The sequence below is a fragment of the Brevundimonas sp. UBA7507 genome (genome assembly GCF_002478355.1).
Taxonomy (GTDB): domain Bacteria; phylum Pseudomonadota; class Alphaproteobacteria; order Caulobacterales; family Caulobacteraceae; genus Brevundimonas; species Brevundimonas diminuta_D.
The window spans coordinates 37,003-51,440 of record NZ_DLNP01000006.1; the positions used below are offsets into that span (position 1 = coordinate 37,003).

General features: G+C 68.2%; 15 protein-coding genes. 11 read left to right on the forward strand and 4 right to left on the reverse strand.

What is annotated here, in order from left to right:
- The first annotated feature begins 71 nt into the window (after positions 1-71).
- Positions 72-863, forward strand: a complete 792-nt coding sequence (locus B3D50_RS04075) for a response regulator (protein WP_003164196.1) — start codon at positions 72-74, stop codon at positions 861-863.
- Positions 864-933: 70 nt separating this feature from the next.
- On the opposite strand, the gene B3D50_RS04080 is transcribed toward B3D50_RS04075, so the two are convergent.
- Positions 934-1,239 carry a hypothetical protein gene (locus B3D50_RS04080; protein WP_286949552.1) on the reverse strand — a complete coding sequence of 102 codons (306 nt, stop codon included), beginning with the start codon at positions 1,237-1,239 and terminating at the stop codon, positions 934-936.
- A 338-nt stretch (positions 1,240-1,577) separates the two neighbouring features.
- Here B3D50_RS04080 and B3D50_RS04085 point away from each other — a divergent pair, with 338 nt between their 5' ends.
- Together B3D50_RS04085 and B3D50_RS04090 are read left to right on the forward strand one after the other, a co-directional pair.
- Positions 1,578-2,600, forward strand: a complete 1,023-nt coding sequence (locus B3D50_RS04085; protein WP_003164194.1) for an NADP-dependent oxidoreductase — start codon at positions 1,578-1,580, stop codon at positions 2,598-2,600.
- 17 nt (positions 2,601-2,617) lie between these two features.
- Positions 2,618-3,025, forward strand: coding sequence for a MaoC family dehydratase (locus B3D50_RS04090; protein WP_128115698.1), 408 nt, complete (start codon positions 2,618-2,620; stop codon positions 3,023-3,025).
- 246 nt (positions 3,026-3,271) lie between these two features.
- Here the strand turns inward: B3D50_RS04090 and B3D50_RS04095 are convergent, their stop codons facing one another.
- The gene (locus B3D50_RS04095) at positions 3,272-4,063 is read right to left on the reverse strand and encodes a SapC family protein (RefSeq protein ID WP_286949556.1); all 792 of its coding nucleotides are present in this window, start codon (positions 4,061-4,063) and stop codon (positions 3,272-3,274) included.
- Positions 4,064-4,227: 164 nt separating this feature from the next.
- Here B3D50_RS04095 and B3D50_RS04100 point away from each other — a divergent pair, with 164 nt between their 5' ends.
- The 4 genes from B3D50_RS04100 (at position 4,228) to B3D50_RS04115 (ending at position 7,006) form a co-directional block, all read left to right on the forward strand.
- Positions 4,228-4,725, forward strand: a complete 498-nt coding sequence (locus tag B3D50_RS04100) for a Fur family transcriptional regulator (protein ID WP_286949557.1) — start codon at positions 4,228-4,230, stop codon at positions 4,723-4,725.
- Between the two features lie 5 nt (positions 4,726-4,730).
- On the forward strand, positions 4,731-5,618 hold the full coding sequence (locus tag B3D50_RS04105; protein ID WP_286949559.1) for an alpha/beta fold hydrolase: 888 nt from the start codon (positions 4,731-4,733) through the stop codon (positions 5,616-5,618).
- A 70-nt stretch (positions 5,619-5,688) separates the two neighbouring features.
- The gene (locus B3D50_RS04110) at positions 5,689-6,162 is read left to right on the forward strand and encodes a GNAT family N-acetyltransferase (protein ID WP_286949560.1); all 474 of its coding nucleotides are present in this window, start codon (positions 5,689-5,691) and stop codon (positions 6,160-6,162) included.
- A gap of 52 nt (positions 6,163-6,214) precedes the next feature.
- On the forward strand, positions 6,215-7,006 hold the full coding sequence (locus B3D50_RS04115) for a hypothetical protein (protein ID WP_286949562.1): 792 nt from the start codon (positions 6,215-6,217) through the stop codon (positions 7,004-7,006).
- A gap of 4 nt (positions 7,007-7,010) precedes the next feature.
- Here the strand turns inward: B3D50_RS04115 and B3D50_RS04120 are convergent, their stop codons facing one another.
- Both B3D50_RS04120 and secA read right to left on the reverse strand, forming a co-directional pair.
- Positions 7,011-8,174: a class V aminotransferase gene (locus B3D50_RS04120; protein ID WP_286949563.1), complete on the reverse strand. Its 1,164-nt coding sequence runs from the start codon at positions 8,172-8,174 to the stop codon at positions 7,011-7,013.
- Positions 8,175-8,355: 181 nt separating this feature from the next.
- Positions 8,356-11,208 carry a preprotein translocase subunit SecA gene (gene secA, locus B3D50_RS04125; protein WP_286949565.1) on the reverse strand — a complete coding sequence of 951 codons (2,853 nt, stop codon included), beginning with the start codon at positions 11,206-11,208 and terminating at the stop codon, positions 8,356-8,358.
- 276 nt (positions 11,209-11,484) lie between these two features.
- On the opposite strand from secA, the gene B3D50_RS04130 reads away from it, so the two are divergent.
- The 4 genes from B3D50_RS04130 to B3D50_RS04145 are packed head-to-tail and all read left to right on the forward strand — an operon-like array spanning position 11,485 to position 14,428.
- Complete coding sequence (locus B3D50_RS04130; protein ID WP_286949567.1) at positions 11,485-12,426, forward strand: peptidylprolyl isomerase; 942 nt, start codon at positions 11,485-11,487, stop codon at positions 12,424-12,426.
- A complete protein-coding gene (gene argJ / locus B3D50_RS04135; protein WP_286949569.1) occupies positions 12,423-13,805 on the forward strand; it encodes a bifunctional glutamate N-acetyltransferase/amino-acid acetyltransferase ArgJ in 1,383 nt (460 codons plus the stop codon). Before B3D50_RS04130 ends, argJ begins: the two co-directional genes overlap by 4 nt.
- Complete coding sequence (locus B3D50_RS04140; RefSeq protein ID WP_087139129.1) at positions 13,802-14,218, forward strand: (deoxy)nucleoside triphosphate pyrophosphohydrolase; 417 nt, start codon at positions 13,802-13,804, stop codon at positions 14,216-14,218. Before argJ ends, B3D50_RS04140 begins: the two co-directional genes overlap by 4 nt.
- A gap of 27 nt (positions 14,219-14,245) precedes the next feature.
- Positions 14,246-14,428, forward strand: a complete 183-nt coding sequence (locus tag B3D50_RS04145; protein WP_003164181.1) for a Flp family type IVb pilin — start codon at positions 14,246-14,248, stop codon at positions 14,426-14,428.
- The last annotated feature ends 10 nt before the right edge of the window (positions 14,429-14,438 follow it).

Sequence of the window (14,438 nt, forward strand, 5' to 3'; positions counted from 1 at the left end):
CATTTGACACGTTCATTCCGCTGGTGCGCCATTAGACATGCGGCGCGAAGATTGTCGGGGAACGAACCAATATGAGCCTTCTGGCCAGACTAGCGCCTCATCTGCCCTACGTTCGTCGTTACGCCCGGGCGTTGACCGGCGACCAGGCGACGGGCGACAACTACGTCCGCGTGGCCCTTGAAGCCCTCGCGGCGGGCGAGCGCCAGCTGCCGACGGACATGACGCCGCGCGTGGCCTTGTATCACGTCTTCCACACCATCTGGGCGGCCACGGGCGCCCAGCTCGAGGACGGCGCTGCGGCTGAGGGCGACGACGCCGCCCATCGCCTGATGCGGATTTCGCCGCGCTCGCGCCAGGCCTTCCTGCTGACCGCGCTGGAAGGATTTACGCCGTCCGAGGCGGCCCAGATCCTGGCCGTCGATCCGCGCACGGTCGAACGCCTGATCGCCGAGGCCCAATCGGACATCGACGCCGAGCTGGCCACCGACGTCCTGATCATTGAAGATGAAGCGATCATCTCGGCCGACATCGAAAGCTTGGTGAAGGAACTGGGCCACCGCGTCACCGGCACCGCCACCACCCATGACGAGGCTGTGGACGCCGTATCGCGCCACACGCCCGGCCTGGTGCTGGCCGACATCCAGCTAGCCGACGGCTCGTCGGGCATCGATGCGGTGAAGGACATCCTCAAGAAGTTCGACGTGCCGGTCATTTTCATCACCGCCTTCCCCGAGCGGCTGCTGACCGGCGAGCGTCCCGAACCGACCTTCCTGATCACCAAACCCTTCCAGCCGGAGACGGTGAAGGCGGCGATCAGCCAGGCGCTGTTCTTCCATCCGTCGCGCCAGAAGCAGGCCGCCTGATCGGGCTGAATCTCTTCGGCTAAGACCAAGGGCTCCGCCGCAGCGGAGCCCTTTTTCGTTCAGAACCGCATCAGGGCGCTGGAGGCGGTTCGACAGGCGGCGGAGCGGCTTCCGGCCCCGCGGGGCGGACCGTGGGGTCGGTCTGCATGACCGGCGAGGGTTCGGGCGTAGCGTCGGTGGCTTCCGAGGTGCGTTGGAGCCCCGCGTTGTTGATCGCCCACCACCCCAGCAGCAGGATGGCGGCGGCCCCGGCCGAAACGATCAGCAGCACCAGAATGCGGCGTCCGCTTCGGCCTTGGCGCACATACTGAGCCTCCACCGCCTGGTGCTCGTGCACGGCGTCGGCGGAGTGGGAATGCGGGTCTTGGTGGGTCATCGGCTCGCCTCCTTTTTCGCGGTCTGGAAACCTCTAGGGCCAACGCCGCCCCCGCTCCGCCGTTCCGCGACGAGGAGGAGCGCCGGGCGGTCGGCGTCCTTTGGAACCGAGTTTCGCGTGCGCCGTTATCGGGTTGTCGAGGGTCGTTCCCCCGGACCGGTTCGGCCGGTCTTCGCCCTCGCCTCATTCTCGATGATGCGACTCCTAGGCGGATCCTGAACGGGTCCGCCTTCTTTTTGTCGGCAGGCCCAGGGCGAACGGTCGATCCGTCGCGCTTGCCCTCTGGCGGCGAGGCGTCACTATGGGTTCTGAAAGAAAACGCTTTAGGAGACCGATCGATGAGCCTGCGCAACAGACAATGGATCCTGCGTCAGCGGCCGCACGGCCTGATTCAGGACGGCGATCTGGAACTGGTCGAGAGCGTCCTGCCCGATCTGAAGGACGGCGAGGTTCTGGTTCGCACCGTCTATCTGTCGATCGACCCGACCAACCGCACCTGGATGAATGATTCCGAAGGCTATCTGCCGCCCGTCGGCCTGGGCGACGTCATGCGCGGCCTGACCCTGGGCGTGGTCGAGCAGTCGCGCGGCGAGCGATACAAGGAAGGCGATCTGGTCATGCCCCTGTCGGGCGCCTGGGCGGACTATGCCGTCGTGCCCGAGGCGGGGCTGCGGCCGGTCCACCGCGCGCCGGGCCTGCCGTTAACGGCCAACCTGTCCGTCCTAGGCATGACCGGCATGACCGCCTATTTCGGCGTCACCGACGTGCTGAAGGCCAAGGCGGGCGAGACCCTGGTCATTTCGGCGGCGGCGGGGGCGGTCGGCTCCATCGCCGGTCAGGTGGCCAAGCAGCGCGGCTGCCGCGTCATCGGCATCGCTGGCGGCGCCGAGAAATGCCGCTGGCTGACCGAGGAGCTCGGCTTCGACGGCGCCGTCGACTATAAGAACGAGGACGTCGGCGACGCCCTGGACCGCCTGGCCCCCGACGGCATCGACCTCAATTTCGAGAACGTCGGCGGCGACATCATGATCGCCGTCTGGAACCGGCTGAAGGTGCACGGCCGCATGGCTGTCTGCGGCCTGATTTCGGCCTACAACGCCACGCGGATGCCGCCTTCGCCCAACTTCGCCCGCATCATCACCCACCGCCTGGACGTGAAGGGCTTCCTGGTCCTCGACTACGCTCACCGCGCCAAGGAGATGGTCGCCGAGATGGGCCCGTGGCTGGCCGACGGGAAAATCCACTGGAAGGTCCATGTCGACGACGGCCTGGAAGGGGCGGTCGGCTCGCTGAACCGCTTGTTCACGGGCGACCATGACGGCAAGCTGATGGTCAGGGTGTCGGAAGAACCGGCCGCCTGACCGAGGGAAGACCGCGCATGACCGAGCCGCTGCACGTCCATTTCGAGGATCTCGAGATCGGTCAGGTCATCCCCCTGGGCGCCTGCGCCGTTGATGCGGCGGCGCTGGATCTGTTTGCCGAGCGGTTCCAGCCGGGCTGGGACGTGGCCTACGGCGCGCCCGAGGCCATGGTCTACGCCTTGTGGAGCCGCCTGGCCGCCGACCGCACCAGCGGCTGGGCGGGCGCCAAGACCCTGGCGGTCGACGGGCTTCGCTTCCTGCGCAGTCCCCCGGCGGGCGAGCTTCTGCGCGGCCGTCTGACCATCATGGGCAAGGATCCGGTCGGGGACGAAAAGGGCGTGGTCATCGCCCAGCAGGACTTGCTGGACGAGGCGGGGCGGCTGGTCTTCTCCTGCCTGACCCGCGCCCTGGTCGCGCGCCGCTAAGGTCGCGTCCTTCTCCCCTTGTGGGAGAAGGTGGCCCGCTAGGGCCGGATGAGGGGGTCTCTCCAAAGTTTGACGCCGGCTTGACGGTCAGTGGGGGAAACCCCTCATCCGTCCGGCTTCGCCGTCCACCTTCTCCCACAAGGGGAGAAGGATAAGAAAACGCCCCGCCAGTTTCCTGACGGGGCGTTTGCCGTTTGGTGTTCCAAAGGCCTCAAGCCGCGCAAAAGCGCGTTAGGCCCCCAAAAATCAGGCGTTGGCGGCGACCGGCTGCTGCTTGGCGGCGCGGGTCAGGGCCACGGCGATCAGACGATCCCAGCCCAGCAGCGACACCAGGTGGGCGTAGATCTGGCCCAGAGCGCCGTTGTCGCGCAGTTCGGCCAGCTTTTCGGCCGGCAGGGCCTTCAGCTTGTCTTCCGAGACGGCGAAGTATTCGGCGATCTTCTGCGGCGTTCCGACCGTGCCGTCGGCGTTGCGCGGGGTGTAGTTGGCCTCGCGCACCTCGAACAGGTCCAGTTCCTTCAGCAGGGCGACGAAGGATTCGCTGCGCACGCGCTCCTGCTCGAAGTTGTTGCAGAACTCCATGCCGAAGTTGACGTAGCCGCTGGGCTGGCCGTTCTCGAACAGGGGGGTCTCGCCGCCTTCGACCACGAAGGGGGCGGCGCGGTCGATGCACAGCACCAGACGCTTCTGCTCTTCGTCATTGGCGAAGACGAAGGGGTAGCGACGGACGTAGGCCGGGATGTAGGCGTCGGGGCGGAAGTCGCCGTCCTCGATGAACAGGTTCTCGCCGGCGTTCAGGCCCATGGCGGCGACCGGCTGCTTGGCGTCGCCGACGAAGATGACTGGATAGGACAGGGCGGCCGGGGCGAACTCCGTCACCGTCAGCGGCACCACATTGGTCTGGGCGACGAAGGCGTAGGGCTTGTCCGCCGGGGTCACGCCCAGCTTGCTGTGAGCCTCGGCCGACAGGGGCTCGGGCTGGGAATAGAACAGGACGTTGCCCGACAGGGGGCTGTTCGCTTGGGTCGCGTCGGTCATGAAAAAGGATCTTCTGAACAGAAAGGACGGTTCTTCTAGCCCATGGTCGGGGCCGCCGCAAACGCCGCTGTTTGGCCACATTACGCCGGCTGCGGGCGGCGGCCCGCGCGGGTGCGACCGTCGATGCGGTTGCAGCGGCGGCCCTGACCTCCTAGCTGTAGGCCATGGGTCTGGCTTGCGATCATGAACACGCTGAACACGAGCTCGGCGCCGCCGAGGTGGAGCGCGCCCTGACGGCCGTCGAGGCGCGCTGCGCCGTCGACGGCGAGCGCATGACCGCCCCGCGTCGCCGGGTGCTGGAGCTGCTGCTGACGGCGGGCGAGCCGGTGAAGGCCTATGACCTGATCGCCCGGTACGGCCTGGACGGCCAGGCGGCGAAGCCGCCGACAGTCTATCGCGCGCTCGACTTCCTGGAGCGCCGGGGCCTGGCGCACCGCATCGCCTCCATCAGCGCCTATGTCGCCTGCACCGCTGACGCCCTGGGCGAAGACAAGGGCCACGCAGCGGCCTTCCTGATCTGCGATTGCTGCGGCGCCGCCGAAGAGGTGGCGGTCCAGGGCGGCGACGCCTTCGCCCGCGCCGCCGCCGGCGCCGGCTACGCCATCGAACGCACCACCATAGAAGGGCATGGCCGCTGCCCGGCCTGTCGCGTGGCGGCCTGAACCTGATGGACGCCCTGGCCCTGTCGGCGCCGCGCCGGATCAGCGTCCCCATCGATAATCGCTGGGGCGGCGGCGAGATGGCGGTTCTGGACTTCGGCGATCGCGAGCGGCCGGTCGATCTGGTCTTCGTCCACGCCAACGGTTTCAACGCCCGCACTTACCGCACCCTGCTGCAGCCTTTGTCCAGCGCCCTGCGTATCTGGGCGCCCGACCTGCGCGGCCACGGCGCGACGCGCCTGCCTGCGGAACCCGAAGGCCATAGGAGCTGGAAGGATCACCGCGACGACCTGATCGGCCTGCTGGAGGCGATCAGCGGTCCGCCGGTGGCCCTGGCCGGTCATTCCATCGGCGGGACCAGCGGTCTGCTGGCCGCCGCCGAGCAGCCCGAGCGGGTGTCGCGCCTGCTGCTGCTGGATCCGGTCGTCTGGCCGCGCCCCATGGTGATGGCGCTGAACCTGCCGCTGGCGGGCCGGCTGTCGCATCACTTTCCCATCGTCTCGCGCACCCTGAAACGCCGCGCGGTGTTCGACAGCCGTGAACAGGCCCTGGCCGCCTATCGCGGACGCGGCGCCTTCAAGGGCTGGCCGGACCTGATGCTGGCCGACTATCTGGCCGACGGCCTGGCCGAGACGGATCGGGGACTGGAGCTGACCTGCAGCCCGGCGTGGGAGGCCTCCAACTACGCCGCCCAGGCGCATGACCCGTGGCGGGCGCTGGCCCGCTATCCGGGGGCGGTGCGCATCCTCAAGGGCGAGACGGGCAGCCTGTGCGCGGTTCGGCCCTCAGCGCGTCGCGCGGCCCTGCAGGTCGAGACGACGGCGGGCGGCGGCCATCTGTTCCCCATGACCCACGCCGAGATCACGCGCGACGCCCTGTTCGACCTGGCGGTCTGATCCTACGCTTGGCGGAACGTCTTCGTCGCGCCAAGAAGCCGTACGGAACCAGTCGGGAGGGAGGCCCGCCATGACCGCAGACCTGACGGTGCGCCGCGCGACGGCGACAGACGCCGGGCGCATCCACGCCCTGATGCGCGCTCTGGCGGAACATGAGGAACTGACGCCCTATCTCGCCGCCACGCCGGACAGTCTGGCGCAGGCGTTGTCGGCTGCGCCGCCGCGCGCCGCCTTCCTTCTGGCCGAGATCGCGGGGCGGGCGGTGGGTTTCGTCTCCTGGACGCGGGTCTACGGCATCTGGCGGGGCGGGGACTACCTCAACCTCGACGACCTGTTCGTGGCCGAAGAGGCGCGCGGCGCTGGCGTAGGCGAGGCGCTGATGCGGGCGTTCGCGGCCGAGGCTGCGGGCGAGGGGCTGAGCGGCCGCTGGGAGGTCCGCGCGGACAATCACGGCGCGCGGCGTTTCTACGCCCGCCTCGGCGCCGAGCAGGAAGAGAAGGTGGTGGTGCGCTGGTCGGCCCAGGCCATGAAGATCACGCCCTAGCCTCAGGGGTTGTCGTGCGTCGGTTCAGTGTTAGTCCTGACGGACGATGACGTTGTCCGTCTCTTCTTCTCAACTGCCGCGCATCCTTCTGGGAGCGCTGATCGGCGCTGTCCTGGGCCTGCTGATGCTGGGGGTGGCGCTGGCCGCCTGGTGGCTGGCGGTCGCGCGTCATGAGCCTCAGCCGATCATCGCGCCCGAGGGGTTCGAGGCGCGGCTGGAAGCGGCGGCGGGCGGCGCCGCCTTCGGCCTTACGCCCGTCTATGTCCATGATCGCGACGGCCCCGATTCCAGCGGCGCCGTCTGGTTGTCCCGGGTTGCTTCAGAGCTCGAGGCCCAGGGCCATGAGCTTCGGCCCGTGCCGACGGACGATGCCGAACTGGTCCGCGAGATCGAGCGGCTGGCCCGCCGCTGGGCCGAGCCGCCCCGCCGCCCGCTGCTGATCTGGAGAGGGCCGGCGGGGCTGATGCTGTGCCGCTGCGATCATCCGCGCGCGCGGGCCCAGGCGCGCCAGCTGCTGGCGGCCTCGGCCGCGATGTCGGCGGATGCGGTCGAGGCGCAGGCGTCGCCTCCTGTGGTCGCGCCGCGCCGGGCGGTCGAGCCGAAGGGGCCGGCCTATCCGCGCCTGGGCCCGCCGCCGGCCAAGACCGCCGCGCCGTCTGCGCCGCCCGTTGCGGCTCCGGCGCGGGCTGCGTCCCCGACGCCGTCCCTGCCGGGGGATCCGGCGCCCAGGCGGGCTGAAGCCAAGGCCTCGCCCGCGCCCCGCGCTTCGTCTGCGCGCCCCGCCTCGCCCCGGCGCACCGATCCGCCCGAGGCGCGGCGCGACGCCGACAGCCTGTTCTTCTGAGGCCTTAGTCCAGCCGGGCGCAGGCGTGGATCAGCCGCTCCACGTCTTCTTTGCTTTGATAGAGGCTGAAGCCGAAGCGGATGACATCGTCGCGCACGTCGGCGATGACGTTCATCTCCTGCAGCGCCACCTTCCAGCGCGGCGCGTCGGCGTGGCGCAGGGCCAGGAAACGGGCGCGCGGCGCTGCTCCCTCGACCGGGTTCAGGATCTCGGCCTTGTTCAACGCCCCGGCGTCTCCGCCCTGGATCGCCGTCTGGAACCGGGTCTGAAGGCCGCGCGCGTGCTCGGCGATGGTCGCCGTGGTCAGGCCGTGCTGGTCCAGCATCCGGCGCACGGCGTTGAAGCGATAAAGGGCGCTGGCGTCGAAGGTGGCGCCCCAGAAGCGGCCGCCGTCGGTGCGGTACTGAACCCCGCCGGGCGGGCCTTCCAGGTGGCCGAACTCGGCGAACCAGCCGGTCACGACCGGGCGCGGGCCGAAGCCGGGCGGGGCGTGCAGGAAGCAGGCGCCTTCGCCGGCCATCGCATACTTATACCCGCCCGCCAGATAGAAGATCCTGTCCGCTACGGCCGACAGATCGGTCGGGGTGGCCATGAAGCCGTGGTAGCCGTCGACCACCACCCACGGACCAGCCGGATCAGCCAGTTCCGCCAGTTCGGCGATGCGCTCGAACAGGCCGCCGGTGCGGAAGAAGACCTGGCTGACGAAGATCAGGTCGTGCCCGCCCGCCCTGGCCGCGGCGACGAAGCGGTCGGCGAAGGTCTCGAACGGAGCCAGGGGCACGCGGGTGACGACGGCCTGTCCCGCCTCCTCCCAGCGTTCCGACTGGCGGCGGAAGGAGTGGAACTCGCCGTCGGTGGCCAGGATGCGCACCGGCGCCTTGTCGACCGCCGAGACGATGCGCAGCAGAATCTCATGCGTATTGGGCGCGAAGATCAGGCTGTCGGGCGAGGGCAGGCCCAGTTCCTTGGCGACATGCGCTTGCGCCTCGGGGATGACCTCTCCGAACACCAGATCCCATTTGCGGTCGGCGAAGCGGTTGGCCTCGGCCCAGGCCTGGACCTGGCCGTCGAAGCTGACGTCGGGCCACAGGTGGTGGCTGTGGGCGGCGAAATGCAGGCGTTCCGGATCGAGGCCCAGCGCGCGCGAGAACAGGGGCTTGTAGTTCATGGTCCGACCTTACCCGGATCAGCGGGCGGCCCAACAGAAAAGACGGATGAGCGGTAAGGAAAGGCGCGGCCAAAGAAAAAGACGGGCCGCTTTCGCGAACCCGCCTCTCTCAAGTCGGTCTTTGGCGTTCAAGCAGCGAGCGACCGCGTCGCGAGCGTAGCGCCGCGCACTTCAGCGCGCCTTAGATCAAACTACCGTGGCAGTGCTTGAACTTGCGGCCCGAGCCGCAGGGGCAGTCGGCGTTGCGGCTGGTGCGCTCCCAACCGACGGGCAGGGCCTCGACCGGCAGCTTGGAGCGGTCGTCGCCGGTCAGCTGGCCTTCCGGGTTCTGGGCCATCGGGTTCAGCATCTCGTTCTCGCCGGTGCCGGGGTTCAGGTGGATTTCCTGGAACTCGGGCATTTCCATCTGCGGCGGCGCCTGGAACTGGAACTCAACCGTCATCAGCCAGCGCGTGACGTTGTGGCGCAGGTCGTGCAGCAGCGTCTCGAACAGGTTGAAGGCTTCGGTCTTGTATTCGTTCAGCGGGTCGCGCTGGCCATAGCCGCGCAGGCCGATGACGCCGCGCAGGTGGTCCAGATGGACCAGGTGCTCGCGCCACTGCATGTCGATCATCTGCAGCATGAACTGCTTTTCGAGGCCGCGCGTCTGGTCGGCGCCGATCAGTTCGAGGCGTTCGGCGGCGCGCACGTCGGCGGCCGCGACGATGCGCTCCTCGATCTCCTCGTTGGAGACGCCTTCCTCGGCGGCCCAGTCATGCAGCGGCAGTTCGAGGCCGAGGGTGGACTTCACCTTCTCGTCCAGGCCGTCGATGTCCCACTGCTCGGCATAGGCCTTGGGCGGCATATAGCGTTCGACCAGGTCGTTGATCGCGTCGTTGCGGAAGTCGGCGACCAGCTCCGACAGATCCTCGGAGTCCATGAACTCCTGACGCTGTTCGAACACGGCCTTGCGCTGATCGTTCACGACGTCGTCGTACTTCAGCACGTTCTTGCGCATGTCGTAGTTGCGGGCTTCGACGCGCTTCTGGGCGGTCTCGACGGCGCGGTTCAGCCAAGGGTGGCTGATGGCCTCGCCCTCGGCCACGCCGAAGGATTTCATGATGGCGTCCAGACGGTCGCCGGCGAAGATGCGCAGCAGGTCGTCTTCGCACGACAGGTAGAATTTCGAGGTGCCGGGGTCGCCTTGACGGCCGGTGCGGCCACGCAGCTGGTTGTCGATGCGGCGGCTTTCGTGGCGCTCGGTGCCCAGGACGAACAGGCCGCCGGCGGCCATGGCCTGTTCCTTGGCGGCGGCGATCTCGGCCTTGAACTCGGCTTCCTTGGCTGCAAGGTCTTCCGGCGTCACGGCGACGGCCATGTTGCGCTGTTCCTGGCTCCAGCGCTGCAGGCGCATCTCCAAGTTGCCGCCCAGCTGGATGTCGGTGCCGCGGCCGGCCATGTTGGTGGCGATCGTCACCGCGCCCGGCAGACCGGCGTCGGCGACGATGTAGGCTTCCTGCTCGTGCTGGCGCGCGTTCAGGACGTTGTGAGGAATGCCGCGGCCGGTGACGTAGTCGATGTCATAGGCGGCGTCGCCGACCTTCTGCGCTTCCTTCTCGCGGCCCGCGTATTCGGGCTTGAGGGTGCGCGAACGCTCGACCTTGTAGCTGTAGGTTTTCAGGACTTCGGACAGCTCTTCGGAGTTCTCGATCGAGACGGTGCCGACCAGGATCGGCTGGCCGCGAACGTGGCATTCCGCGATCTGGGCGGCGATGGCGGCGTTCTTTTCCTTGAAGGTGCGATAGACCTCGTCGTCGTAATCCTTGCGCTGGATCGGACGGTTGGTCGGCACTTCCAGGACGTCCATCTTGTAGATGTCGAGGAATTCCTGGGCCTCGGTGGCGGCCGTGCCGGTCATGCCGGACAGCTTCTCGTAGAGGCGGAAATAGTTCTGGATCGTCACCGAGGCCAGGGTCTGGTTCTCGGGCATGATCTTGACGTCTTCCTTGGCCTCGATGGCCTGGTGAAGACCTTCGGACAGGCGACGGCCCGTCATCATGCGGCCGGTGTATTCATCGATCAGGACGATCTCGCCGTCCTTGATGATGTAGTCCTTGTCGCGCGTGTAGAGCGTGTTGGCGCGCAGGGCCTGGTTGGTGTGGTGGACCAGGCTGACGTTGGCCGGGTCGTACAGGTCGACGGTGTCCTCGGCGAAGTGGCCGGCGTCCTGAAGCATCTGCTCCATCCGCTCCGAGCCCAGTTCGGTCAGCAGGGCCTGACGCTGCTTCTCGTCGAGATCGTAGGTGTCCTTGTCCTTGATCAGTTCCTTCACCAGGGCGTCCAGCACCTTGTAGAGGTCCGAACGGTCCTCGGTCGGGCCCGAGATGATCAGCGGCGTGCGCGCCTCGTCGATCAGGATGGAGTCGACCTCGTCGACGATGGCGAAGTGGTGGCCGCGCTGCACCATCTCGCGACGGTCGTAGACCAGATTGTCGCGCAGATAGTCGAAGCCGAATTCGTTGTTGGTGCCGTAGGTGATGTCGGCGTTGTAGGCCATCTGGCGCTGGCCCTGCGACAGGCCGTTGACGATGACCCCGACCTCAAGGCCCAGGAAGCGATAGACGCGGCCCATCTGTTCCGCGTCGCGGCGGGCCAGATAGTCGTTGACGGTGACGACGTGGACGCCCTTGCCGGCCAGGGCGTTCAGATAGACCGGGGCCACGGCGACCAGGGTCTTGCCTTCGCCGGTGCGCATTTCGGCGATGCCGCCTTCATGCAGGATCATGCCGCCGGTCATCTGCACGTCGTACTGGCGCTGGCCCAGCACGCGCTTGGAGGCTTCGCGCACCACGGCGAAGGCTTCGTTCTGCAGCTTGTCCAGGCTCTCGCCGGCTTCGATGCGATCCTTGAACGTCTGCGTCATCATGCGCAGTTCGTCGTCCGAGAAGGCCTCGAACTTGGATTCCAGGGCGTTGATCTTCTGGACCTGGCCCATGAAGGCCTTGACCTTGCGGTCGTTGGAGGAACCGAGAAATTTCTTGGCGAAGCCGAGCATGGGCGATCCGGGTCAGGCGGTCGAGCGGCTGAAGGCTCTGAGAAAGACAGTTTCACCCGGTCGGAGGGCCGCGATCACGCCGGCCCCGGGCCTTCCCTGCAGATGAGGGCGCGCGAAGGGCCGCGCAGACGATCGAAAACCCCTCGACTTGGGCGCAGGCGGGACTTAAGCACCGCCCTTATCCCTGTCAACGCGAGGGCCTTTTTAAGGCGGCGTGTTTCAGGCGCGAATGTCCGTTTCGACGGCCTGTCCACAGACCCTTGCCCGGAGCGTCCGATGCGAGCGCGACGTCCCCTCCACAGCCTGTTTCTGGTCGCCGTCGCCGGTTTGGCGCTGGGCGTGGCCGCCTGCGCGCGCGGCGGCGACGAGGCCGCGCCGGAAAAGAACGACCGCGTCGTGGCCAGGGTCAACGATCGCGCCGTCTGGGCCTCGGACGTGCGCCGCGAAGCTGTGGCGCAGGGGTTGATCGGCGAGGACGATCCCCTGGACGCCTCGTCCGAACTGTTTCGCCGGGTGATGGACGAGGTGGTCGATCAGAAGCTGCTGGCGGCCGAGGCCGAGCGCCGCGGCCTCGATTCCAGTCCCGCCGCCCAGCGCCGCCTGCAGGCCGTGCGCGAACGCATCCTGGGCGACATGCTGGTCGAGAAGGTGGTGTCCGGCGCCGTGTCCGAGCAGGCGGTCGAGCGCCTCTACGCCGAGCAGCAGAGGCTCGCCCGCGCGACCGAAGAGGTGCGGGTGCGCCTGATTCTGGCGCCGACCAAGGAACAGGCCGACGCCGTCCTGGGCGTCCTGGGGCAGGGGGCGGCCTTCGAGGCCGTCGCCGCCCAACGCTCCATCGACGACGCCACCCGCTATTCCGGGGGCGACCTCGGCTATTCGACGCTGGACGTTCTGCCCGGTCCCTACGCCGCCGCCCTGCAGGGCCAGACGCCGGGCGCGGTCGTCGGCCCGATCCAGACCGACACCGGCTGGGCCGTGCTCAAGGTCGAGGATCGCCGCGTCGAAACCCCGCCGACGCTGGAGCAGGCGCGGCCGCAGATCGTGCGCTACCTGACCTATGAAGGCGTTCGCCAGTTGCTGGAGCAACTGCGCGGCCAGGCCGAGGTCGAGATCACTCTGGACGGGGCCAAGACGGCTCCGCCTTCAGCCCCCGTTGAGTCCGCCGCTCCGCCTGCGGCCCAGAAAACCTCCGCTTCTCCCGCCGGAAACGCCTCATGAGCCAGCCGCCCTCCAAGTCCGCCTCGACCGGCAAGAAGATCGAAACCGCTATCGAGAAGGCGCTGGACCCGCTGGCCTCGGCCCTGAAGCGCGCGACGCAATCCGCCACCCAGGCGGTCGCCGCCGCTCCGGGCAAGCCGGGCCTGATGATCTCGCCCCTGGCCGTGCCTTTCCCAGCCATTCCGCCGATCGGCGGGGTCGAGATCGCCACGGCGCGCGCGGGCTTCTACAAGCATGAGCGCGACGATCTGGTGGTCTTCCGCTTCCCCGAGGGCGCGTCCTGCGCGGGCGTCTTCACTCGGCACAAGGTCGGCTCGGCGCCGGTCGACTGGTGCAAGCGTCATCTGGACGCCGACAAGGGCGGCGAGGGGGTCAAGGCCCTGGTCGTCAACGCCGGCTGCGCCAACGCCTTCACCGGCAAGGCCGGGGCCGACGCCGCGCGCCGCACGGCTTCCGAGGTCGCCAAACGCTTCGACTGTCGCCAGCGGGACGTCATGCTGGCCTCGACCGGCGTCATCGGCGTGGTGCTGGACGACAAGAAGATCACCGCCCGCCTGCCCGAGGTCGAAGCCGGTCTGAAGGCCGACGCCTGGGCGCAGGCCGGTCTGGGCATCATGACCACGGACACCTTCCCCAAGGGCGCCTACGCCGAGTGCGAGATCGAGGGGGTGAAGGTCCGCATCGCCGGCATCGCCAAGGGCTCGGGCATGATCGCGCCGGACATGGCGACCATGCTGGCCTTCATCGTCACCGACGCCGACATCGCCCCGCCGGTGCTGAAGGCTCTGCTGAACCTGCACGTCCGCACCACCTTCAATTCGGTGACGGTGGACGGCGACACCTCGACCAACGACACGGCGCTGCTGTTCGCCACGGGCGCGTCCGGCGCGCCGAGGATCGGCCGTGTCGGCGACCGTCGCCTGAAGGAATTTTCGGCGGCGCTGGACGCCGTCATGCTCGACCTGGCCCACCAGCTGGTGAAGGACGGCGAGGGCGCGACCAAGTTCGTCAAGGTGACGGTCGACGGCGCCGCCAGCCCCGCCTCGGCCCGCAAGCTGGCCAAGTCGATCGCCGACAGCCCCCTGGTCAAGACCGCTATCGCGGGCGAGGACGCCAACTGGGGCCGCATCGTCATGGCCGTGGGCAAGACGGAGGAGGCGGTCGACCGCGACCGTCTGGCCATCCGCTTCGGTCCGCACGTCGCCGCCGTCGACGGCGCCCCTTCGCCGACCTACGATGAGGCGGTCATGAGCGCCTACATGAAGAACGCCGAGATCGACATCACCGTCCATGTCGCCTCGGGCCGCGCCTCGGCCACCGTCTGGACCTGCGACCTGACCAAGCGCTACATCGAGATCAACGGGGACTACCGTTCGTGAGCGAGACGCCCGCCGTTCCCACCGTCCTTGTCGTCGCTGTCGCCCTGATCGACCCGGACGGCCGCGTGCTGATCGCCAAACGTCCTGAGGGCAAGCAGTTGGCGGGCCTGTGGGAATTTCCCGGCGGCAAGGTCGAGCCGGGCGAACGGCCCGAAGCCGCCCTGATCCGCGAGCTGAAGGAGGAACTGGGCATCGATGTGAAGGAGGCCTGCCTGGCGCCCTTCGTGTTTACCAGTCACGCTTACGAATCCTTTCACCTGTTGATGCCACTCTACCTGTGCCGGCGCTGGTCCGGCGTGGTCGAGGCGCGCGAACACGCGGGTCTGGCCTGGGTGAAGCCGGACAAGCTGTCGGCCTATCCCATGCCTCCGGCCGACGAACCGCTGATCGCCTGGTTGCGCGATCTGCTCTGACAGGCCGACGACAGGGGAGGGCCGGGCGTGAAGGGTTTCATCTGCCGGTTCCACCGCGACGAAGGCGGCGCCACGGCCATTGAATACGGCCTGATCTGCGGCCTGATCTTCCTGGTCATCATCGCCGCCGTCAGCGCCTTCGCGGCGCGCTCCACGGCCATGTACGACTACATCTCCACGACCATCAGCGGCGCTATCGGCGGAGCCTAGATCCAGGGAA